Origin of the sequence: Lentibacillus sediminis, from assembly GCF_002763455.1 — a bacterium.
GTDB classification, from domain to species: domain Bacteria; phylum Bacillota; class Bacilli; order Bacillales; family Amphibacillaceae; genus Lentibacillus_D; species Lentibacillus_D sediminis_A.
The window spans coordinates 70,016-92,734 of record NZ_NIXK01000007.1 but is presented as its reverse complement, the minus strand read 5'-3'; the positions used below and the strand labels follow the sequence as shown (position 1 = coordinate 92,734).

The 22,719-nt window shown below is 41.6% G+C and carries 23 protein-coding genes and 2 pseudogenes; 18 read left to right on the top strand and 7 right to left on the bottom strand.

Annotated features, from left to right (window positions below):
• Positions 1 to 15: 15 nt before the first annotated feature.
• The 9 genes and pseudogenes from CEG13_RS12720 to CEG13_RS19130 all read left to right on the top strand — a co-directional run.
• On the top strand, positions 16 to 1,209 hold the full coding sequence (locus CEG13_RS12720; protein WP_100012270.1) for a PQQ-binding-like beta-propeller repeat protein: 1,194 nt from the start codon (positions 16 to 18) through the stop codon (positions 1,207 to 1,209).
• 13 nt (positions 1,210 to 1,222) lie between these two features.
• On the top strand, positions 1,223 to 1,915 hold the full coding sequence (locus tag CEG13_RS12715; RefSeq protein ID WP_100012269.1) for an ABC transporter ATP-binding protein: 693 nt from the start codon (positions 1,223 to 1,225) through the stop codon (positions 1,913 to 1,915).
• Positions 1,912 to 3,243 (top strand): ABC transporter permease, encoded by a 1,332-nt coding sequence (locus CEG13_RS12710; protein WP_100012268.1) that lies wholly within the window; start codon positions 1,912 to 1,914, stop codon positions 3,241 to 3,243. Before CEG13_RS12715 ends, CEG13_RS12710 begins: the two co-directional genes overlap by 4 nt.
• A 20-nt stretch (positions 3,244 to 3,263) precedes the next feature.
• Positions 3,264 to 3,719, top strand: coding sequence for an ASCH domain-containing protein (locus CEG13_RS12705; protein WP_100012267.1), 456 nt, complete (start codon positions 3,264 to 3,266; stop codon positions 3,717 to 3,719).
• Between the two features lie 75 nt (positions 3,720 to 3,794).
• The gene (locus tag CEG13_RS12700; RefSeq protein WP_100012266.1) at positions 3,795 to 4,016 is read left to right on the top strand and encodes a hypothetical protein; all 222 of its coding nucleotides are present in this window, start codon (positions 3,795 to 3,797) and stop codon (positions 4,014 to 4,016) included.
• A gap of 239 nt (positions 4,017 to 4,255) precedes the next feature.
• A complete protein-coding gene (locus CEG13_RS12695) occupies positions 4,256 to 4,822 on the top strand; it encodes a CBO0543 family protein (protein WP_100012265.1) in 567 nt (188 codons plus the stop codon).
• 77 nt (positions 4,823 to 4,899) lie between these two features.
• A complete protein-coding gene (locus CEG13_RS12690; RefSeq protein ID WP_100012264.1) occupies positions 4,900 to 6,429 on the top strand; it encodes an FAD-dependent oxidoreductase in 1,530 nt (509 codons plus the stop codon).
• A 14-nt stretch (positions 6,430 to 6,443) separates the two neighbouring features.
• Positions 6,444 to 6,551, top strand: a pseudogene (locus CEG13_RS19135) (transcriptional regulator SplA domain-containing protein); the annotation flags it as partial.
• Between the two features lie 36 nt (positions 6,552 to 6,587).
• Positions 6,588 to 7,092, top strand: a pseudogene (locus CEG13_RS19130) (spore photoproduct lyase family protein); the annotation flags it as partial.
• A gap of 187 nt (positions 7,093 to 7,279) precedes the next feature.
• On the opposite strand, the gene CEG13_RS12680 reads toward CEG13_RS19130, so the two are convergent.
• The 6 genes from CEG13_RS12680 to CEG13_RS12655 form a co-directional block, all read right to left on the bottom strand.
• Positions 7,280 to 8,179 (bottom strand): methyl-accepting chemotaxis protein, encoded by a 900-nt coding sequence (locus CEG13_RS12680; protein ID WP_100012263.1) that lies wholly within the window; start codon positions 8,177 to 8,179, stop codon positions 7,280 to 7,282.
• 252 nt (positions 8,180 to 8,431) lie between these two features.
• Complete coding sequence (locus tag CEG13_RS12675) at positions 8,432 to 9,547, bottom strand: glycosyltransferase (protein ID WP_100012262.1); 1,116 nt, start codon at positions 9,545 to 9,547, stop codon at positions 8,432 to 8,434.
• Positions 9,548 to 9,584: 37 nt separating this feature from the next.
• Positions 9,585 to 11,111 carry a phytoene desaturase family protein gene (locus tag CEG13_RS12670; protein ID WP_100012261.1) on the bottom strand — a complete coding sequence of 509 codons (1,527 nt, stop codon included), beginning with the start codon at positions 11,109 to 11,111 and terminating at the stop codon, positions 9,585 to 9,587.
• Between the two features lie 41 nt (positions 11,112 to 11,152).
• Entirely contained in the window at positions 11,153 to 12,676 is a 1,524-nt protein-coding gene (locus CEG13_RS12665; protein ID WP_100012260.1) for a phytoene desaturase family protein, read from the bottom strand.
• A gap of 28 nt (positions 12,677 to 12,704) precedes the next feature.
• Positions 12,705 to 13,565: a phytoene/squalene synthase family protein gene (locus CEG13_RS12660; protein WP_192869550.1), complete on the bottom strand. Its 861-nt coding sequence runs from the start codon at positions 13,563 to 13,565 to the stop codon at positions 12,705 to 12,707.
• A 17-nt stretch (positions 13,566 to 13,582) separates the two neighbouring features.
• Positions 13,583 to 15,103, bottom strand: a complete 1,521-nt coding sequence (locus CEG13_RS12655; protein ID WP_100012258.1) for a phytoene desaturase family protein — start codon at positions 15,101 to 15,103, stop codon at positions 13,583 to 13,585.
• A 350-nt stretch (positions 15,104 to 15,453) separates the two neighbouring features.
• Here CEG13_RS12655 and CEG13_RS12650 point away from each other — a divergent pair, with 350 nt between their 5' ends.
• The 6 genes from CEG13_RS12650 (at position 15,454) to CEG13_RS12625 (ending at position 19,754) form a co-directional block, all read left to right on the top strand.
• On the top strand, positions 15,454 to 15,960 hold the full coding sequence (locus CEG13_RS12650) for a DUF1722 domain-containing protein (protein WP_100012257.1): 507 nt from the start codon (positions 15,454 to 15,456) through the stop codon (positions 15,958 to 15,960).
• Positions 15,961 to 16,008: 48 nt separating this feature from the next.
• Positions 16,009 to 16,467 (top strand): antibiotic biosynthesis monooxygenase family protein, encoded by a 459-nt coding sequence (locus CEG13_RS12645; RefSeq protein ID WP_100012256.1) that lies wholly within the window; start codon positions 16,009 to 16,011, stop codon positions 16,465 to 16,467.
• A gap of 322 nt (positions 16,468 to 16,789) precedes the next feature.
• Entirely contained in the window at positions 16,790 to 17,419 is a 630-nt protein-coding gene (locus CEG13_RS12640; RefSeq protein WP_100012255.1) for a TetR/AcrR family transcriptional regulator, read from the top strand.
• Positions 17,419 to 17,793, top strand: a complete 375-nt coding sequence (locus CEG13_RS12635; RefSeq protein WP_100012254.1) for a TIGR02328 family protein — start codon at positions 17,419 to 17,421, stop codon at positions 17,791 to 17,793. Before CEG13_RS12640 ends, CEG13_RS12635 begins: the two co-directional genes overlap by 1 nt.
• A 253-nt stretch (positions 17,794 to 18,046) precedes the next feature.
• Complete coding sequence (locus CEG13_RS12630; protein ID WP_100012253.1) at positions 18,047 to 19,099, top strand: EAL domain-containing protein; 1,053 nt, start codon at positions 18,047 to 18,049, stop codon at positions 19,097 to 19,099.
• Between the two features lie 25 nt (positions 19,100 to 19,124).
• The gene (locus tag CEG13_RS12625; protein WP_143469675.1) at positions 19,125 to 19,754 is read left to right on the top strand and encodes a hypothetical protein; all 630 of its coding nucleotides are present in this window, start codon (positions 19,125 to 19,127) and stop codon (positions 19,752 to 19,754) included.
• A 163-nt stretch (positions 19,755 to 19,917) separates the two neighbouring features.
• Here the strand turns inward: CEG13_RS12625 and CEG13_RS12620 are convergent, their stop codons facing one another.
• Positions 19,918 to 20,262, bottom strand: coding sequence for a DUF2512 family protein (locus tag CEG13_RS12620; protein WP_100012251.1), 345 nt, complete (start codon positions 20,260 to 20,262; stop codon positions 19,918 to 19,920).
• A 229-nt stretch (positions 20,263 to 20,491) separates the two neighbouring features.
• On the opposite strand from CEG13_RS12620, the gene CEG13_RS12615 reads away from it, so the two are divergent.
• From CEG13_RS12615 to CEG13_RS12605, 3 genes are all read left to right on the top strand, one after another.
• Complete coding sequence (locus CEG13_RS12615) at positions 20,492 to 20,908, top strand: SRPBCC family protein (protein ID WP_204758490.1); 417 nt, start codon at positions 20,492 to 20,494, stop codon at positions 20,906 to 20,908.
• Between the two features lie 21 nt (positions 20,909 to 20,929).
• Positions 20,930 to 21,550, top strand: coding sequence for an NAD(P)-dependent oxidoreductase (locus tag CEG13_RS12610; protein ID WP_100012250.1), 621 nt, complete (start codon positions 20,930 to 20,932; stop codon positions 21,548 to 21,550).
• 238 nt (positions 21,551 to 21,788) lie between these two features.
• Positions 21,789 to 22,670, top strand: a complete 882-nt coding sequence (locus CEG13_RS12605) for a transporter substrate-binding domain-containing protein (RefSeq protein ID WP_100012249.1) — start codon at positions 21,789 to 21,791, stop codon at positions 22,668 to 22,670.
• Positions 22,671 to 22,719: the final 49 nt, after the last annotated feature.

The window sequence follows — 22,719 nt, the reverse complement described above, 5'->3', positions numbered from 1 at the left end:
AAAGGGGAGAAAAGTATGCGTTACTGGAAGTTAATTTTAATACCAGCCATGGTATTCGTGATTATGGGAACCTATTATATTCAATCCGCAATTGCAGGTAGCGGCAAGCCTGAATTTATCCTGCAGGAAAATGGTGGGGATAGTGAATTGGCAGAAGATCTGCTGCTGCGCGGTCATTTTGTCGCACAAAGGAATGTCGCGCATATGGACAATCTGCAAATCACAGCGGAGGGCACGCTTTATTCGGAAGAGTTGCCCAGCTACAACCAGCGCGCTTTTTACACGGATCCTTATATTGCAAATCTGCAAAACGAACATCGGAATTTCATGCGTGGGAAAGTGGAGGATGCTAATCAGTATTATGAGAGCAGTTCAATGCTGGTTCATGCGACAACAGACAACCCAGCGAATTTCACCATTGGCAAAATAGAACTCTCTATTGAAGTGATGCAAAAAGACAGCGGAGAGACGAGCGGCTTGACGATAGATATTCCGGAGAACTATGTATATATGTATGTGGAAGATGTGAGAGTTACAAATGGAGAATTGAAGGTAGCTACGCAAAACCACATTGAAGGGCCTTCTGAATACCATGTTTACACTATTGACATCGGGCAGGAAAAGCTGGTGGAAGATACGCTGATCGGTATGGAAACAGAGGAACAGTCGGAAACCGAAAATATCGATTCTCTTACAATGCTCCATGGTCCGTCTGATTATCTTGTTTTCCAGCAGACAAAACGGATGGAAGTACCACAGGAAAATGGCGAAATTCATATAGAACCTTCTGGCACGGAATTCATCACCTATAATCTGAAAACCGGTGAACAGGCAAAACTTGAAGTGCCTGACAGCCTTCAAGGGAACATCCAGGATACCTCAGTCATTGGATCCAATGTTTATTTCCTTGCAGAAGCAGAAAGTGGTACTGAACTGGTAGCCTTGGAGATCGATACAGGAGAAATTGCCTTTCAAACGCCTGTCGAACTTCCAGTAGCCGGAGAAGAGATGAGATCCCATATGATGCGGGTAACAGAGGATCATATTTATCTTGCAACCCCTTATCATAATAAAGCAAACCAGGCTGCTATTCTGGCTATTGATGCTGCAACAGGCGAGTTAGTATACGAAGGAACCATCGCAACGGAGCAGAACCAAGAAGAGCTGCCGGATTATACGGTTGAATTTTACCAAATGGCAATTCAATAAGCGAGGGACGAAAATGATTCAAGTAAACGGGCTTTCCCACGACTTTGTCCTGGGAAAGAAAAATCAGCGAACAACACTATCAGTATTAAAAGATATTTCCCTGCAAGTAGATAAAGGAGAAATAGTGACCGTTGTAGGGAAGAGCGGTTCGGGGAAATCCACCCTGCTGAATTTAATCAGCGGTTTTATCCGTCCAACAAAGGGAGACATATGGATCGACGGAAATCATGTGTCGGATTTTTCCGAAGCAGCATTTGCCGACCTTCGTTTAAATAAGATGGGGTTCATTTTTCAAAATTTCCAGCTGCTCCCTGCGATGACAGCATTTCAGAATGTGGAACTGCCTTTGACGCTTTCGGGAATGAGTGCTAAGAATCGCAGGCAGCTGGCAGGAGAGATGATGGAAAAGGTTGGGTTAAAAGCGTATCAGGAACATTATCCAAGCGAACTATCGGGTGGCCAGCAGCAGCGGGTCAGCATAGCAAGAGCCATGGTGCTGAACCCGCCGCTGATTATGGCGGACGAACCAACTGGGAGCCTGGACAGCGATACAGAAGCCGAGCTGCTTGCATTGATCCGGCAGCTCAATAAGGAAATAGGTATTACGTTTATGATTATTACCCATGATGAAGAGGTTGCCAGGATTGGCGACCGGACGATTATCATTAAGGATGGCAGTTTAGTCGAGGCAGGTGCGTCGGTATGAAGCGAAAAGATCAGCTTCAATTTGTCATTCAAAACTTAAAAAAACATAAGATCCGCACACTGATGACAGTGATCGCCACGGCAATGGGGTGCGCGTTTCTCATCGTGCTGGCCTCTGTTGGGTTCGGTCTTCAGCAAACTGTCGTAGAGGATACCTTGGAACAGCAAGCTGTTACCGAAATTGATATTCATGGAAAAGGGAAGCCAGAAGAAGGATTTCAGCCACTGACCATGGAGCACGTACAGAATATAGAAGAGATCGATGGGGTTAAAGCAGTTACAAGGAGAAATCATCTCGGGCAAGTACCGGTTTTTTTGGTTGATCAGCATGAAGGTCAGACTGGGGCTGTATCCGCCCATTTTCCTTCTGAAATAGCCTCAGGGATGGAACTTGCGGAAGGAGAGTTTCCCGAGGAGCCGAATGAAGTGCTTATTGGGCCACATTTTTCCCAAGCGCTTATTCCCACGGATGCAAATGAGCAAGAGGTTTATGATGAACAAGGTATGGTGAAAGAGGAATACCAATACGAGGGCAGCCTTTTAGGGAAAACCATTGATATGAAAGTAACCAAGCAGATAGATGGCGAGGAGGAAACGACCACCATCCCCGTTGAGGTAACAGGAATTCTCCAAGAGCCGACACGGGAGTGGATGCAGGATCGGAAAGTATATATGACCACTGACCTGCTTGACGAGATTGCGGCATTTACCGGCACGCCAAAAGGATCTCCGGTTATTGGTGAGGGCATGGAAGCAGATGACACGATTAGCGAGGTAAAAGTTTACGCCCAAAATCTGCAAGCCGTTGAGGGAATAACCGAGCAATTAGACGAGAAGAATTATGCCACCTACTCGGTGGTAAGCGAAATGAATCAGATTAATGTACTGTTTACGATCGCCAAGGCTGGCTTGATTCTGATAGGAACGATTGCCATTGTGATCGCTTCAATCGGTATTTATAATACGATGACCATGGCAGTGACGGAACGTGCCCCGGATATTGGGATCATGAAAGCAATCGGGGCAAACCCCAAAACGATTAAGCGGGTGTTTTTACTGGAAAGCAGTTTGATTGGAATCGCCGGAGCAGTCATTGGCACAGTGACCGCCTATATTGTTAGTTTTGGTGTGAACCTCGGTCTTCCTGCTATTATTGAAGCATCCTTTGGCGAGGAATTGCCGGAAGGACTGCAGTTTTCCGCTATTCCGCCAATGCTGATTTTTATAGCAGTGGGGATCTGTCTGATCGTGACCATTCTTTCTGGTGTACGACCGGCTAAGCGAGCGACGCAGATTGACGTGCTGAAGGCGATGCGGCGGGAAATATAACTTGGGGGGAGGAATGCATAATGAAAGCAGAAACTATGTGGAAGAATTATTTAGCGAAATTGCCCGAGAAGGAGCGGACAGGCAAAACTTACACAGCCTGGCCATTTGGCGCGGACCCTGATATGGCACGGGAACTCGCTGATTTGGTAATAGCCGGCGAAAAAACGGCAACCGCCTCCTTACATGCGATGTATGAACTGGATGGGGATCCTCTGCCAGAAATCGGAGAATACAACGTGATAACCGATTGGGAGGGCGAGGCAAAAGTGGTAACGGAAACGATCGATGTTCGCGTGCTGCCCTTTAAGGAAGTTAGCCCTGAATTTGCCGCTAAAGAAGGGGAAGGCGATAAAAGCCTGGATTACTGGCGGAGGGAACATATTCGCTTTTTCAAAAATGAATTGGCGGAAACAGACAAGGACTTCAATGAAGATATGCTAGTTGTCTGCGAGGAATTCACCGTCGTATATCCATGAAGCACGCGGCAACAGCATGTTTAACAACCTGCGAATACGGATATAGTTCTAAAAAGGAAATTGAGGTGAATACCCATGACCGAAAATAAACAGAAATCACCGGAAGAAAAGAAAAAAGTCCGTGACGGAGATAAAGAAACAAGCTTAAGCGATTTTAAAGAACAGCAGCTGAACGATGAGCCGCCGCTTGAGGATATGAAGATTGAAATGAGAGAGGAAAAGAAAAAGGATAAATCCCAGGATGCTTCGCAAAGTGAACGCGAATTGGATCCTAAAAAGAAAAAGGGATCTCCCTAATTGATGAGCGATCCTGGAGAACAAAGAAAGGTAAAGGTCGTGTTTGCAGCAGGAAAACTGCTAGACACGGCCTTTTTGCATTTCGTTTAGTTCGTCTATAATACGAAAAAACTCCGTGATAACCAATTGTTTGACAGGTTTTGTGTTTTATGGCGGAGATGAAAAATATGAGAAGTATATTTTCTTAACGTACTTGTAAAAATAACATAATGAGAAAGCAAGACCATAAGGAGATTATCATGGATTATATCGCCGTTCAGTTAGTAGATATCAAAGAGGCGCAACAAAAACTAAGTGAATTAAGGGGCGAGTACTGGCTGCAAGAAGTAGTTTTTTCCTTCCAGTGGTGGTTTCTGCTTATATCTATGCTGCTGATTGGCTTGCTATGGTTGAGAATAGTGGATCGGAAAATGCTCCGAGGTATTACCTTGTATGGGGTTATTACATTGGGAATTGTGATGTTTCTCGATGTTTTTGGGGCAGAGCTTGTGTTGTGGGACTATCCGGCAATGGTATTACCGTGGGGCTCTCGAATTATTTTTATCAACATGATCATTTCTATCGTTTACATGCTCTTATATCAGTGTTTTCCTGCATGGAACAGGTTCATTCTTGCCTCCGCGGTGACAGCTCTTATCTTTGCATTTGTGCTGGAACCGCTAGCCATTTACATGAATATTTACGAACCATATACATGGGAGCATATCTACTCTTTTCCTATATATATCTTGTTGCCAATTATCATTAAATGGGTGGTAGATAAGATTTATTTAATTGAAAGGACAAATCAAGAGAAAATGAACTAACGAGGGTAAACACGCATATTTTCACTTAAAAAAACAATAATAGTAAAATCTCTATGTACAAAAAGGAGCTATTACATATGAATCATCATGAAATGCCACAGTACCCTGAGCCCTATTGGCGGGCTTCCGTAAACCTTCCAACCTTTCCAAAATTAGAAGAATCTATAACAGCAGATGTTGGAATTGTCGGTGGTGGCATCACCGGTATTACCGCAGCATACCTGTTGGCAAAACAAAATTTGAACGTTGTACTGATTGATGCAGGTGTGATTTTGAATGGAACGACTGGGCATACCACCGCAAAGATAACAGCACAGCATGGTCTTATTTATGATGAGTTAATCCAGCATTTCGGAATAGAAAAGGCCTCCCAATACTATCAGGCAGCGGACGAAGCAAAAGCTTTCATTGAACAGACAGTGAACGATCACCAAATCGATTGTGATTATCAGGAAGAAGATGCGTATATTTACACGAATGCCGCGTCTTATCTCAGCAGTATGGAGAATGAGAAGAAAGCCTATGATCAGCTTGAAATTGATAGTGAATTGACGGACAACATCCCTCTCAATATGCCAGTCAAATCAGCGCTAATCATGAAAAATCAGGCCCAATTTCACCCATTAAAATATTTGAAGGCACTTACGGAAACCAGTGTGAATGAAGGTGCCCAATTTTTCGAACAAACAACAGCTGTGGATGTTGAATACAATAAACATCCTGCAATTGTTACAAAAGACGGCCATCGTATCACCTGTGATTACGTCATTGCGGCTAGTCACTTCCCTTTTTATGACAAACAAAGTTTCTTTTTTAGCCGAATGTATGCGGAGCGGTCTTATGTTATTGCCATAAAATCGGCTGAAAAATTTCCTGGTGGCATGTACATTAATGCAGAATCTTCGACAAGATCGATAAGAAATACAAACCTAAATGGGGAGGAGTTATGGCTGGTTGGCGGAGAAAATCATAAAACCGGCCAGGGAAAATCCACGATTGAACATTATAATGCACTAAAGGAATTTGCCGAAAAACAGATTGGCATCAATGAAATTGCCTATCGCTGGTCCGCACAGGATTTAACGACATTAGACAAAGTGCCGTATATTGGGCCTGTCACCAAAAAAGAAGAAAATGTTCTGGCAGCGACTGGTTTTCGTAAATGGGGAATGACAAACGGAACGATCGCTGCAAAAATATTGAGTGACAGAATTACAAATAAGGAAAACCCTTATGAAGATTTATATTCGCCATCAAGATTTCCGGCCGACCCAAGTCTTAGAAAGTTTGCGAAGTCAAATGCTGATGTTGCAAAGCACATGATTAAAGGGAAACTGGAATACACGGGGAATAATCCAAAGGAACTTGCTGCTGATGATGCAACCGTAACCCGCATCAACGGTAAACGCACAGGGGTATATAAAGACAAAGAGAATAAACTTCACATGGTGGATACCACATGCACCCATATGGGCTGTGAAGTCACATGGAACTCAGGTGACCGTACATGGGATTGTCCGTGCCATGGATCGAGATTTTCCTATACTGGAGAGGTTATCGAGGGGCCGGCTAAAAAACCGTTACCACAGGTCGACCATCGTGAATAAACATTTTGCGCTAAATGAAATCGAAAGGCCAGGTGGAAGAGATTCATCCAGGACAAGTTGTCTACGTTATAATACGAAACCCCCATGCACAGGAGGTGGCGAATGTACAGGAAGCAGCTGTTGTTCAGGACCTGGAAGACCCAAACCAGCTAGCTCTATTTTTGTATGAAACGTACTATCTTGATGCCAAGCATAATGGCAGAACACGTTTCCGTTTCAGTATAAACGACAATTATATTATAAAATACTTTGAACCAGGGAGATCTCGACTACACGACAGAATTGAGGCAGCAGTCAAAATAGCCAAGGCCGGGTTATCCACTGGGATTTATTATTGCTTCAATTTACTTGCATGACGGCTGGAAAGAAGGCTATGATGAGATGCTAAAAAAACTGACAGAGAAGCTCCCAGCATCCGTAAAAAAGGATTTAACTTTTGAGATGATTCAACATCGGTTTACAAAGCCTGCCAAACGTGTCATTCAAAAGAATTATCCAATGACCAAGCTCGAACTTGATGAATCAAAGCGAAAATGGAAATGGGGAAGGTACGGGAGTGGCAAATATGTCTATACAAATCAGGAACAGGAAGATATAAAAGATACAATCGGTGGCTATATCAACAATTATTTTCCAGAGGCTAAAATTGAATATTTCACTTGATTTCATCTGCATTCAGGAATTCAGGAATTCAGGAATAAGAAGCTGTCGCATTAAAGGTTTTGCGACAGCTCTACATGGACGAAGGAAAAACTGTAGGATAGAAAGGATCTTTTTAACAGTAGCCTTAGAAATTATGTTCTTGCAATGATTGCAAGAACGAAGAGACACAGCTTTCTTCAAGCAGATTTTAAATAATCTCCGTTAATTTATCCGCTTCCTCCCCAAGAGACTCTGCTGCAACCACAACATCCTGGTAGCCATTGGAAGCGGTTTGAATTTGCTGAACGCCTTCTTTTACGTCCTCTTGAATTTGCTTTGCTCCCTTGGTGATATTGGAAATCTCTTTGGTAATATTCTCTGTTTTCGTTCGTACTTCGCCTATGGATTCTTCTACTTTCGTGGAGAGCTTGCGAATTTCTTTAGCTACAACATCAAACCCCCGCCCATGCTCTCCTGCTCTTGCTGCTTCAATGGCTGCATTTAATGCAAGTAAATTTGTCTGTGCTGCAATATCACGTATGGTTTCGACAACCCCCTGGATGTCATCGGCCTGTGATTTCAAGCCAGCCAGCACCTGTGTATTATTTTCCGCAACGGCAGCAATCTGGTCGACTTTTTTGTTGATATCCTCATGCTGCTTGATGCCTTCTTCTGCTCGGAGGTTTAGTGTGTTAGACGTCTCTTGCAGGCTGTCCACAACATTTTTTATATTGTTTTGCCGCTGTGTAATATTAGTAGCTACCTTCAACACCCCAATGATTCTATCTTCTTCGTAAACTGGCATATAGGTAGCCTCCAGCCATACTCGATTACCATAAGCATCTTTTCTCTCAATTTTATCCTGGAAACTGCGGCCTCTCAATAAATCGTTCCAAAACAATTCATAATCAGCATGATGAACAAAGTTGTCAAAGCATAAATGTTTATGGTGTAATCCAATCATCTCATTGGCATTATGGTATTTCATCGTTTCTGCAAAAATCTGATTGACATAACTTATGCGCCGGTCTGTTCCAAATTGAATAATAGCAAGGTTTTGGTTCATCGCTTTAAACATAAAATCTGTTTGAAAAGTTTCACTTAACATAACTATCACCCTTTCTCATATAATACAACATCAGGATTTTTTTACTGATAGGAATTGAGTAGTCCATTTCATAACATATAGAAATTCCATAATAATCCATCGTTCTCGAGTTACTTGCACCTAAAGAATAAATTTCGTTAGATAGCTTTCGTTTAAGAGCTAGCAAAAAGGACAGTAGCTCAGGTCGATGATGAATAAATTAATGAGCTGCAGATAACACTTTGCAGCGCAACTTTGATCCGGGTAACTAACCTAAACATCAATTTTGCGACCTTTCCACTTAACGGAATGCAGTACATTTGTCCGGTACAGGGAATATACATGTATCCCCGTGAAAAATAAAAATAAGAGCGGATGAAATAAGAATATAATCCATCTGAAATTACCGCACCTCCGAGCAAAAAACAACGTTTGAAAGGCATACAGGAGATACACCAAGCCAGAGAGTAAGATTGCCATCGAATCCAATGCTGTAATGGAAAAAATCAGCGCTGCGGCACTAACGAAACTGCCGGATATCCAAATGATGGACATCAGCATAACTGCAGGATGAGTTGATTTTGATCCAACGGCAAAGCTTTTGCACAAGCCTTCGATAAGAGTTTTCATTCCTTCCGGGTACATACGGAAAGATATGACACCTTTTCCGCCCATACAATAAACCGGTAAGTTATTTTTAAGGAATGCCTGTCCCAGTTCCAAGTCGTCCATAATGGCTTCCTGGATTTTTTTATGCCCTCCAGAAGAAAAATAGTCCTCTCTGTTGCAAAGAATACATGGTCCGAACGAGCCGGCGGTTTTAAACCGACGTCCCCAAATTGTGAATATATTCATTCCGACAATTACAATAATGTTAAAGATTGCCGAAAGGTTTTCATAGAGGTTGCGCACTGTATGAAAGGGCTGGAGCGATAGAATTCCTCTAGCACCTTTTTGCTTAAAAAAGAATAGTAAATCTTCCAGACTGCCGGCATTGGTGAACTGTGTATCTGCATCCAAAAACAGCAGCCATTCACCTTTCGCATGCTGTGCACCACGCCAACAGGCCATTGACTTTCCAGCTTCGGCTTCTTCACTGTTATTCTTCAGAACCTTCGCCCCAAAAGATTCTACGACAGTTGCGGTATTATCTGTTGATTGATCGTCAACAACGAGAATTTCAAATGCTTTAAAGTGCTGTTCCTGCAATGATTGCAGTAACGGAGAAATCCGGCTCTCTTCATTTCTTGCGGGAATGATGATGGATAGGAACGGGAAACGGGCATTTTTATCCCGAGATGCAGGTATAGGTAAAGACCAGAACGTAAGGAAGCCGACAAGAATTGCAACAGCACCAATGATAAGATTAATTACAACGTAGATGGTCATCTGTTTTCCTCCTTTAAACCCGTTTCAATCCATGGCTTCACACGTCTGTATAGTCAAATAAAATCCCTTTGTCGTCATGCATCAGTTCCTGGGCGGCAATTCTCGCTGAGAGAAGAACAATCGGCACGCCGGCTCCTGGATGTGTACTGCTCCCGTTAAAATACAGATTGGAACAGTTTGGTGCCTTACTTTGCGGTCTCAAGTGGTTGCTTTGATTAAGTGTGGGCTGTAAACCGAAACCGGCACCATTGTATGCGTTGAATTTAGACTCGAAATCCAATGGTGTTATACATGTTTCCGTAATAATCTCTTGATCCAGATTCTCAAATCCAGGTATTTTCTTTAGTGTGTCCAGAATGTAACTGCGGTAATAGTCAATCGTTTGCTGGTTCCATTCATAATCCGCCGTAGCGATATTGGATACTGGCATCAGTATATAAAGGCCATCTTTTTCTTTGGGGGCCAGGGATGGGTCAAGTTTGGATGCGATATAGACGTAAAAAGATGCATGCTCAAGCTTTTTCCCTGCAAAAATGTCCTTCAGGTTCTTTTCCAGTTTCTCATTGAAAATAAAATTATGAACATGTTCGATCGCCTCATATTTCTTGTTCATGCCAAGATATAACATGAAACAAGAACAGGAGTACTTCATGCTGTCAATCTTTTTGTCGGTAAATTTCCCTTTGACTTTTCTGTCGGTTATCAGGTTTTTTATTGCATACGGGAAGTCGGCGTTACAGACCACAAAGTCGCCAGTGACTTTGTGGTTATTTACTCTAATTCCCGTTGCGTTCTGATTTTCTATGCAAATTTCCTGCACGTTCTTATCATAGAAGATTTCACCACCAAGTTCTTTGAAGAGCTTTTCCATCGACGAAGCCATGGTATACATGCCGCCTTTTATAAACCAGACCCCGTACAAAAATTGCATCATGGGGATCATTGTATAAAAAGAAGGCCCTTTAAGTGGGGAAATCCCAATATATAATGTTTGAAAGCTGATAATCTGCCTTAATCGTTCGTTTTTGATATATTTGCCGATAAATTGGTCTGCAGTATCGAATAGGTTCAGTTTTCTTGCCTTCTTTAACATGGAAGGGTTAAAGAAGTCACTGGGTTTACGAAATGGGCGCTGCAAAATGTCGTGCTTGGCAAACGTATAGTGCTTGTAAATTTCCTGGAGATAGCGAAAAAAACCTTCTGTGTCTGCTTCACTGATGGACTCAATCGTTTTTGTCAATTCGGTAAGGTCTGAAGAGATGTCGAAAGGGTGATCGGGAATATCACCAAAGTAAACCCTGTACATCGGGTCCAATTTTTGCATGGGAATATAGTCGTCAGGGTCACGTCCGCAAAGTTCAAATACTTCCCGATATATTTCCGGCATCATAACGATGCTTGGTCCGAGGTCAAATTTATAACCGTCCATTTCAATTTGGTTCATTTTCCCGCCAGGTGTGGATTCTTTTTCATATACTTCTACCTGATAACCGGCGTGCTGCAGTCTTATGGCACTGGCAAGCCCCGCAACACCTGCACCAATTACAAGTACCTTCTTTCTCATATACCATCCCTCCATCCGTTTGACTATTGATTTCGCTCATCTCACTTATTTAAGAACTCACGATAACGCTCCTCATCAGTCATTGGGTTATCTCGCTGAACAATTTTATCGCTTACATGCTGGCCGCTCAGTGTGACCATTGGCATCCCGCCACCTGGGTTTACCGTTCCTCCGACGAAATAGAGGTTATCATAACGGTCGCTCTGTTTCGGATGTTTAAACCCTTTATTTTTCTTCCGGTCGGATAGCGTGCCATAGATTGCACCGCGGTCTGAACCATAGACTTGTTGGATATCTTCCGGTGTCCATATATCTTTTGTTACAATATTTTCCCGTAACTGATCTAGACCCATCTTCTCCAATTTGATCAGTACCTTCTCTGCAAAGCGGTCATAGTCCTCCTTCGTGAAAGGTTTATCCTGAATGTATGGGATATGGGGCAGCACTTTCAGATTCTCATATCCTTCGGGCGCTTGTGTTGGATCTGTTTTATTCACATTCACCAGATAAATGACCGGATCATCCGGCAGTTCATGGCGGTGAAATATTTTATTCATTTGCTTCTTCATGTTTTTTGCAAAAAAGAAATTGTGGTGACCGAGCTGCGGATACGTTTTCTTTACACCCAGGTGCATCACAAGTCCGGAGCTTGCAGGTTCAAATTTCTTTTTTAGTTTCTTGACGTAATGCTTCTTTTCCTGGAGCAAATGCTCGTAAGCGGGAATCACTTCCATGTTGGAAATATAGTAATCTGCCGTCAGTTTTGTACCGTCCTCCAAAAGTGCCCCGGTAATTTTTCCTTTCTCTTTTTGAAGCTGCGTAATATTTTTTTCCGTATGAATGGTCACGCCGGTTTCCTTAGCCAGCATCACCAGTCCATTGGCAAGATGATGCATGCCACCAGGTACATACCACACACCCTGGTCATGTTGCATATATATCATCATATTTAAGACAGCTGGCGCATCGTAAGGAGAAGAACCGACATACTTGATGAAATAAGAAAGCATGTCCTTAAATTGTTTATTGCTGATCCGCTTATCAATGGCCTGATGCACCGTTGAAAACAGATCGAAGTTTTTCAGGGCACTGAACGGACTGTGATATTGAATAAGGTCTTTTGTGTTATCGGCTCCCTTAAAATAGCTCTTCTCTGTCATACCATAGAGTTTTTTAGAGTACGCAAGCAGTTTCTTATATTGGCGTATATCCCTTTTTTTCAGGGAGGAATTTTTCTCCTGCATTTCATTTACATCCTCATACAAATCAATGACATTGCCATCTGGAAAAAAGGAACGCCATTGATGCCCCAGCCTGACAGTTGGGACGTAATCCATCATGTCTTTTCCGCTTGCGGCAAACAATCGCTCAAACGTTTTTGGCATCGTCAAAATGGATGGGCCAAGATCGAAACCAAAACCATCCTGCTCCAACCGGTTGAGTTTACCGCCCAAGTGGTTGTTTTTCTCATATAGAGAGACATCATACCCGCTTTGCGCTAAGGAAATGGCTGCAGATAGTCCGCCCAATCCGCCGCCAATGATCAATACGCTTTTATTATTCATTAATTCACACAACACCCTTCCAAAAATTCTAAGAACTTTTCTTAATAGCAGCGCTGATTTCCGTCATTTTTTTCCTGGTCACATAATTCCGCTTGTTTAAACAGTCATATCCATTGTCCCGCACAGCACCCAGTATACTTCTGTAGACTTGAGCAGACAGAGAAACAGGCAGGCGGCTGTCTTGGTCAAACTGGTTAACGTTATGTAAAAACTGGGCATATAATAACTCCGCACGTTTCGCCAACTTTTCCCACAGTTTAATAAACTGCACATTAACGACACCGTTTACTAAATCATTTACCGTGTATTGAAAATGACTCAATTCATCTTCAGGGAGATATGTTCGCTGTTTTTGGTGAAAATCTTCACCCACATCCCGCAGTATATTTGTTATTTGCATAGCAACACCAAGGTCGATTGCTGCAGCGTGCAGTTCAGTATGGTTTTCCGAAGCGATGATAGGGAGCAGCATCAAACCGACAGATCCAGCTACATAATAACTGTATTCTTCCAAGTCATGCATCGTTTTCGGTGTGATAAAGTTGATGTCCATCGACTGACCGGTAAGTTGGTCATAAAATAGTTGGATATCCATGTCGTAGTCAGAGAATACTTGTCTTAGCGCACGCCATAATGGTTTATCCACTTCATTTTGCTCTTCGAATAAAATCAGTTCTCTTTTTAATTGTGCCAGAGCCTGTTGCTTTTCCGTCTGCAAATGATTTCCATCCGCGCAGTCATCAGCAGTTCTGCAAAACGCATAAATAGCATAGACGGCGTTTGCTTTTTCAGAAGGGAGTTGTGAAAAAGCATAATAAAAGCTTTTGGATCTGCTTTTTATTATCTGTTCACAATAATAAAAGTCCGCTTGCATTTGCTTGGCATCCATAACGATTTCCTCCTGAGTTATTGATAGTCAAATAAGATCTCCTTATCATCATGCATTAATTCCTGCGCAGCGATTTTCGCTGACAGCAATACGATTGGGACTCCGGCTCCAGGGTGGGTACTGCTTCCGGTGAAATACAAATTGTCACAGTGCATTGCTTTGCTTTGTGGTCGCATATGGTTGCTTTGTGTAAGCGTTGGCTGCAACCCGAAACAGGCACCATTGTACGCATTGAACTTAGACTCAAAATCTTTCGGTGTCATATAGGTTTCTGTTACAATTTCCTGTTCTATATTCTCAAACCCCTCGATTCTTTTTAGAGAGTTTAAGATATAACTGCGATAATATTGAATCGTATCCTCATCCCACGTGTATTTGGCTGTCGATAGTTCGGAAACAGGCATCAGGATATAAATACCATCTTTTCCTTCCGGTGCGAGGGAAGGATCCATTTTAGAAGCGATGTGTACATAGAATGATGCACTTTCCAGCTTGTTTCCGGCAAAGATATCATGCAGATTTTTTTCCAGATCCTCATTAAAAACAAAATTGTGAACGTGGTCGATCTCATCGTATTTGCGATCCATCCCTAAATACATCAAAAAACAAGAGCAGGAGTATTTCATGCTGTCTATTTTTTTGTCCGTGTATTTTCCCTTGGCCTTCTCATTTTTCACGAGATGTTTCATGGCAAAAGGGAAATCGGAATTGCATACGACAAAATCAGCGTCCACTTCTTTGTCATTTACCAGAATACCTTTTGCCGTACCATCTTGGATACGTATCTCTTCAACGTTCATGTTGTAATAAATCTTGCCGCCGAGCTCCTGGAACAATCGCTCCATCGCAGTCACCATTGTATACATCCCACCTTTGATGAACCATACACCATAAAGAAATTCAATCATTGGGATCATCGTGTAGAGTGATGGTCCGTTATAAGGGGAGACACCGATATATAAGGTTTGAAAACTAATCATCTGCTTTAACCGTTCATTTTTTATGTATTTTCCAAGGAATTGGTCGGCGCTGTCCAGTGTTTTTAGTTTCATGGCTTGTTTTAACATGAAAGGGTTATAAAAATCTTTTGGATCACGGAAGGGACGCTGAATGAAATACTTTTTGGCTACCGTGAATCGTTTATAAATTTCCTGAAGGTAATCAAAGAATCCATTGGCATCTTCTTCACTAATTTGTTCAATTGTTTTTGTGAGTGCGGTTAAATCCGAAGAAATGTCGTAAGGATTTTCTGCATCATCACCAAAATAAACACGGTACATCGGGTTAAGCTTGTCCATTGGAATATAATCATCAGGGTTGCGTCCGGAAATTTCAAACACTTCCCTGTATAATTCTGGCATCATGACAATTGTCGGCCCAAGGTCAAACGTATAGCCGTCTTGTTCGATACGATGCATTTTCCCTCCCGGCATCGATTCTTTCTCATAAATTTCTACTTGATAGCCTGCCTGCTGCAGCCGGATGGCACTCGCCATTCCGGCAACACCAGAGCCTATAACAATTACTTTCTTTTTCATAAGGAATGCTCCTGTTTTTTGTTAGTTTATCCATTTGTTGGCAAATCACAAACTAAATAAAAACTATACCATTGAGTATAATTTTATTTAGAACAATGGTATACCAAAATATAACAATTGTCTAATCTAACATTTGCATAACGCACTTGTTTTTATGCATAGTTGGTTTATGCTTCAAAGAGTATGTCACCATAGTCATCCTTCTCTGGATGTATTGTCGTCAAAATTTCTTTCTGTTGAAAACTAACTAACCAGTATATATAATAATAATATACCAGAATATGTTTTATGATAAAAAATGCAAAAAATAGCTGAATTGATGTCGCAATCCTTGAAAGGCAGTGTTCAGTATGTGTAAGAAGCTCCAAAATGAAAAAATAATTTTAAGAGCTGCAGAATCTGTTTGGGCAGCAAATAAATATTTTGTGTTAGCATGCAGCCAACAACAGTATCGTGAAATTCGGGAGCTTTTTCGTCCGGAAAAACGTGATTTAGTTACTGCTCATGCGCGCCTAAAGGAAATCGACAGCATGTCCCATTCGGTACCCAGTGCAGAATTGCCTGAGCTTTCTAATGCGTTGTTTCACGTTGCGGGCTATTTCAAAAAGATATTTACTTCAGTGGAAAGGCAGGATTTGAATGCGATGATTTTGGGAAATCCTTCCCGGGCTTTAGCCGAATTGGAAAAACAAACTTTCCATTACCAAATAGATTATTTGTTACCATGCCGTTTATGGTCACTTCAGAGGGGAAGAGGTTTTAATGAAATTCCAGTCTCGTTAAATGAACAAGGGCAGCGGTATCATCCTTATTCACTTGCATGGTGTGGAGATCATCTGATTTTCCTTCCGCAGTAAATAAATGCACTAAATTAATAGATCAATACAATAGTAAAAGGAATAGAGGTGGATATTATCAAAATACTTCTTAAAGAATTAAACGACACGGAATTACTATCTCTTCAGGAAGAAGAGCAAAGTTGTACAATAGGCAACGAAAGCTACCAAATTATTGACAGATCTGGCGCTCTTGAATCAAATGGGTTTGTGGTCTTAAACTACGTAACTGTAAAACTTGAGGGTCACATGAAATTTGAAGAAAGGTTTTTGAATAGACCGAGAAAAATAGAAAATGAAATTGGGTTTAGAGCTATTCGGGTAATGAGACTAATGAACGGCAACACCTATGTCATCCTTTTTCAGTGGGATTCGAAGAACTCATTCAGAAACTGGCAAAACTCCACAGCTTATTCCCATGCCCACAAGCATCGTGGAACGAAAAACGGAATTGATCAGGAAGAAGGCGTGTTGAAGGGCAAGCCATATCACCGAATTTACCATGTAAGTGAGAATGAAAAAAACTAAGTCTCAATCAATAAGGAGAAGAGCAAAAGTTTAACCTCATCTCCCCGCATGGCAGGAAACGATGTCAGGTTCTTCTCCTCTTCGCTTTTTCATGGAACAAGGAGAATTAGCCAACAGATTTTTGATGTTGAGCACAACACCACAACACTATATTTGCAACCCTCCTCCATTTTTTTAATTTCCCTCTAGGTTTAGGGATCTTTTCGAAATTGTTCCAAATTCTATTTCGACATAAGAATATGGTTACATGTATTGGTTAATTAATTATGAAGGCGTATAATATGATGTAATTTCTTATTAGTAACCATAAGGAGCGAGCAATTTGAAAAAGAGAAATCAACGTCCGCTGGGAAGACCCCGTACAAGCGACCAAACAAAGCCAACAGAAGAACTTATTGTTCAGACAGCTTCTCGTCTTTTCGTGGAAAAAGGGTACCCAAATATTTCTGTTGATGACGTCGCAAAAGCGTGTAATGTAACTAAAGCGACTATTTATTATTACTATGCCAGTAAAGCGGAGTTGTATACCGAAGCAATAGTACAGATGATGATTCGCATTCGTGAAAAGATGAACAGCATGTTGAAAGAGAAACTCCCCTTAAAAGAACGACTTGTAAACATTACAAAAGCACATTTAAAAGCTACCACTGATGTGAACACCAATGGATCAACAAAAGGAATGAATAATGCATTAACTCCTGACCAGCAACAAAGAATACAGCAGGCAAAAATGGATATGCATCAAGCGTTGGAATATGCTTTTGCCGACGCTATGGAACGGGGGGAAATACGTGGTGACCAACCAGTTTTTGCCGTTCATGCCTATTTATCTTTATTGAGGATGGGCAATGTGGAGGAAAAGATATTTTCCGATACAGACAAATTGGCTGAAGAGATTGTGGGCCTGTTATGGCAGGGGATCAGTCCAAGTAATGAGATGGAGGAAAAATAATGCGATTGTGGCATGAACAACTTCTTACCAAATTACCACGTCAACAGTTGTTGGGGCAGCACCGCGAATGCTGTGCACTGCGAGGGAATGGCTGGGGTAAACAGCATGCGACGGTTAATTATGTCTTCCATCATTCACCATATATGCTCTATTTGTACCATATAAAAGTGATGAATGAAATGAAACGAAGAGGATACTGTCCTGACGCACAATGGGAAGAACCCTATTACCGGGGAAAATCTTGTCCGCCCTTCCTTGAACAGGATTTTAATAAAACAAATGATCATCCTGACCATCCGATTTACCCTGAGCATGATGAGAAATATCTACAGGAATGCATCGAAAACCTTCGAGAAAAGGGAATATGTTTGTAAGCACGAATTCCGAAGACTTAAGCGCATATCATAATGGATACTACTCCATTTCTCCCAAACTTTCTTCCTATTAATTGTGCTACGCATCCTCCAGTTTCGCTGCAGTTTTTATATTTAGGGAAACCTGTCCTAACCGGTTTAGCTATCTTACTATGAGGTGTTGTGGTTCCCTCCTTTAAAACTATAACTTTCGAACCACAACTAAAGAACCAGTTTAAATTGCCGATAATATGGTTAATGAAGGAGGGGTTTTATGCGAAATGGATGTGACATCTGTATGCCGCAGCACCGGGGGTATTCTATTTATTTTAAAGATGAACAATCTATAGGACAGTTGGAGAAGTACTTCAGGTCTTTCCCGGAGGATCAGTGGACAGTTGTGGAGGACAAGCTTTACTGGGCGGAAGAAACCGTATTCTTTGATTTACTGGATTATTTGGAAGCGCATATGGATGCCGAAAAGGTATTGGCTGTTGGTTCGAAGCGAACGGAACCACAGAAGGATATGGAAGATATGAGACCCATCGCCACATTCCAATTGGAGAAGCAGGCCAGTTGGATTGACGATTTGATTAAGCAGCGGGCTATAAAAACACATTATCAGCCGATTGTGACGGTTAAAAATCAAAATGTCGAGGTCATTGGACATGAACTGCTATCAAGGGGGATAGATGAAACAGGGACTCTTATTCCTCCTTTTAAAATGTTTGAAGCTGCCAGAGTCCGCAACCGGTTGTTTGCGCTTGACAGGGTCTGTCGTCTTGAATCCGTGAAAAATGCGCAACCTGCCACCGATAAGCTTATTTTTATCAACTTCATTCCAACGGCGATTTATGTGCCTGAACATTGCCTTGCGACTACATTCAAATTAATTAAACAATTGAATATGAAGCCGGAGCAAATCGTCTTTGAAGTGGTTGAGACAGACGAAGTCAAAGATATTGAACACTTGAAATCAATCTTGCGCTATTATCAGGCGCATGGTTTTAAATACGCGCTTGATGATGTCGGTACCGGGGTAAATGATCTAAAAAAGTTAAATGATTTGAAGCCACATTATGTCAAATTAGCACGTGAATACGTTGACGGTGTCAGTACCGACCCGGAAAAACAATCTGTTGCAAAATCGGTGTTGGAAATGGCAAGAAATATTGGCTCACGTCCGTTAGCCGAGGGGATCGAACGACCGGAAGACCTGACTTTTTTGACTGATATAGGATATGAATTATTCCAAGGGTACTATTTTGCAAAGCCTCAGGAAAATCCAGTTGAGCGTATTACATTAAATGATGATATCAAAACTTAAACTTAAAGCTCCTGGAATTTCTTATATGCTTAAATTGTTCGAGACCCGTAAACAGGTGGTTCTGTTATATACCATTTATACCCTATTTGGTCTCTTGCTCATATTGGACAGCTACTACCTTGTAGATTTTTCGTTAAGTGTCATGATTCTCTGGGGCATCTACGTCGTGATGGGCATCTGGTTCATCAAAAGTGCACTTCAATATAGCAAAACAAATGGCTTATGTTATTATTTGGTTGGCAGCTTCGTGTGGTGGTCAGGGGCGATGTTTTTCTCGGGAGGGTTATCGAGTCAGCTCTTTTATTTCGGTGAAGTTCTTTTGATTTTATTCGCGCTTTCAGGTTCTATTCTCATGAATGCTATTGCCGGTGTTCTTTACATAGCAGCGGTGACTGCAAGTGCCATGATTTCAATACAGACCATCGATAACCTGTCCATGCTTACGACGGTGATAGTAGTGAACTTGTTAACCCTTGCTGCCGGTTTTCTCGCTTCGCACGCGATTGATTATCACCGTAAGTCTGTCGACCAATGGCAGAAGCGTGCCTTGACAGACTATTTAACCGAACTGTCAAACCGGGAAGGATTGTTGATCAGCATGAAGCTCTCCCCGCTTGGTAAACATAAGCACGACAGCGTTCATAGTTCAAGTTAGACACGAAAGTGGACGGGTAAGGGGCACTGACTTGTAGCGTAGCACTTTGATGGACGTAATGAACAAACTCATTTATCTCGAATCCAGGAAAGGCTAGACCGAGAGCCATGTAATACTTGGCCAGTTCACAAGATACTGCCTCTGGTCCCCTGACTGTATCTAATCAAAAACGATATTGATAACGATAAACAAAACGAAGGTAACGGTGGAAAAACAACTCTCCAGTCGTTATGAAGACCGTTGAAATAAACGCAGCTATTTCTATTAAAGTAACACTCTCCCCCAATAAACAGATTCCAATGAAAGTAAATGCTGCATCCATTATTAAGGCCACTGTACTTTCAACTTTTGGGAGTACAAACACGTCCATGGAAAACATAATAATTGTTATGATCAAACTTATTGATAATACATCACGAAAAGACAATCCAAAAGATACGGATAATACAAACCATAATACTGCGATATGCATGATGAATTTAGTTAAAAGTGCCGTTGTATATTTCATTAACTCCTTCTGCTCCTTTAAAAATGCTTAATACGATAACCATGTTGCCCACTTTCTCTTCTTTCATACAGGAATTATTCACTTCCAGCGAGTATGGAGGGGAACCCCCTTTCTTGTTTAATAGTGCATCATTTTATATACTGATATTAATGAACAAGTTGAGGGGACAAAGCGATGAAAATATATGTCTTACAATCAACCCAACAACTTCCGATATCGTTAGAAGAGCTTGGCATTTCTTTTCAGATGCAAGCAAATTGGCAGACATAACGCCATCGTGGATGAAGTTTCAAGTTACTGGTTTCTTGCCGGAAAAGATGTATCCTTGAATGATCGCAACTTAGCGTTTGCAACCGATACTGGCGATCTCAGTCAATTGAGTGACGGAAATTACTCACCTGAAGAATATGAGGTCTTTGTGGATGAACAGCGGTTTGACCCTTATCGTTTTTGGAACCATCAACATATTTTTAAAGAAACAGGAAGAGGAATAGAAATGACGGATATTGTCCACTATGCGCTGCCATTTTCCTGGTTAGGAAGAACGGCTCACAAATTAAACATTGAAAAAAAGCTGCAAGATATTTTCTCTTTCAGACGCAATAAATTGGATGAGCTGTTTGGACAACTGGCACTTAATTATTAGAGACAGGGGACGAAACACAAAATGAACATTCTCGTACTAGGCGCTACCGGCAGAGTTGGGCAAATGACCGTACAAAGGGCATTGGGCGACCAACATAGTGTAATCGCCTTTGCTCGCACTCCAGAAAAATTAAATCTTAACTCTCCAAATTTAACTGTCTTTCAAGGAAACGTTTTAAATCAAAATGATATTTCACATGCCATGGCATCTGCGGACATCGTGATTAGTGCATTAGGTACAGACAAAAACAATACACTTTCACGAAGTATACCGTTTATTCTTCAGGCAATGGAAAAGCATAAACTTTCAAGGATTATTACGATCGGTACAGCCGGGATTCTAAACAGTCGCACACAAGACGGCATGTTTCGTTTTGAATCAGGCGAATCAAAACGAAGAACGACGAAATCTGCTAAAGACCACTTAGCTGCCTATCAATATTTGAAGGATTCCAATTTAGAATGGACCGTTGTTTGCCCAACTTATTTGCCGGATGGGGAAGCAGAAGGAAATTACCGTGTTGAAAGAAATGTACTTCCTGCAGGCGGAAAACGGATCTCGGTGGGGGATACGGCTGCTTTTGCCTATTCACAATGCCATAATAAAGATTTTATCCAAACTCGTGTGGGAATTGCGTATTAACTAACACCGATTATCGACATCCATACTAAAGAGTGAATGCCCTAAAATCACCCATTTTAGAGGAACTCCTTTAGCAAGATTCCCAAGGTTTCTAAATGGCAGTGTATTGTCCGACCGATTAAAAGATAACCTTATGTGTTAAAAAAACAGAACGCCTATTTTGCCAAGTAGAGGAATAACTGTTACAATAAATTTTGTATATTTAATATAACAGTTTTCCGCGAAGGGGTGTATAGGATTGAGAAGTGTTAAGTTATTCCTTGTTTTGCTAGTTTCTTCATTTTTTTTAGCTGCATGTGGGAACTCCGGCAGTGAAGAAACAAATGGCGATGAAAATAGTAGTACAGATGACGGGAAGTGGGCAGAAATTCAGGAAGCAGGTAAGCTTGTTGTAGGGACTTCTGGTACACTATTCCCTGCATCGTATTATGAGGGGGAGGAAGGGAATCTGGACAACCTGACTGGTCATAATGTGGAGGTGATTCGAGAGGTAGCGAATCGGCTTGGACTGGACATCTCTTTTGAAATTATGGGTATAGACAGCATGCTTCCAGCTGTTCAGAGTGGGAGAATTGATGTAGCAATCAATGATATTGAACCTACAGAGGATCGTTCCGAAGCCTTTAACTTCAGTGAGCCTTACAAATACTCGTACACTACGATGGTGGTTCGGGAAGAAGATAATTCAGGCATTGAGTCCTTGGAAGATTTGGAAGGTAAGAAAGCAGGTGGCGGTGCGACCACGGTCTACAGTCAGATCGCCGAACATTATGGCGCCGAAGTGGTAACCTATGGAAATGCCCCCAATGAAGCCTATCTGCGCGATGTACATAATGGGCGCACAGACGTTGTAATCAATGATTATTATCTACAGAAATTTGGGATTGCCGAGTTTCCTGAGTTTGATATTCATCTGCATCCAGATTTGCGTTTTCGTCCAACAGAAAATGCTATCGTCATCCCTAAAGGTGCGGACAGTCTGACGGAGGAAATCAACCAGACATTGAATGAAATGCGTGAAGATGGTACGTTGTCGGACTTGGCCATTCAATTCTATGAAGAAGATGCATCACAGCCACCTGAGGGTGATATTCAAGAGATTAAAGGTCTGGATCTCTAGGGAGTTCTTCTCATGAATTTTAACGGTTTGATTTTGGAGATTTATTTGA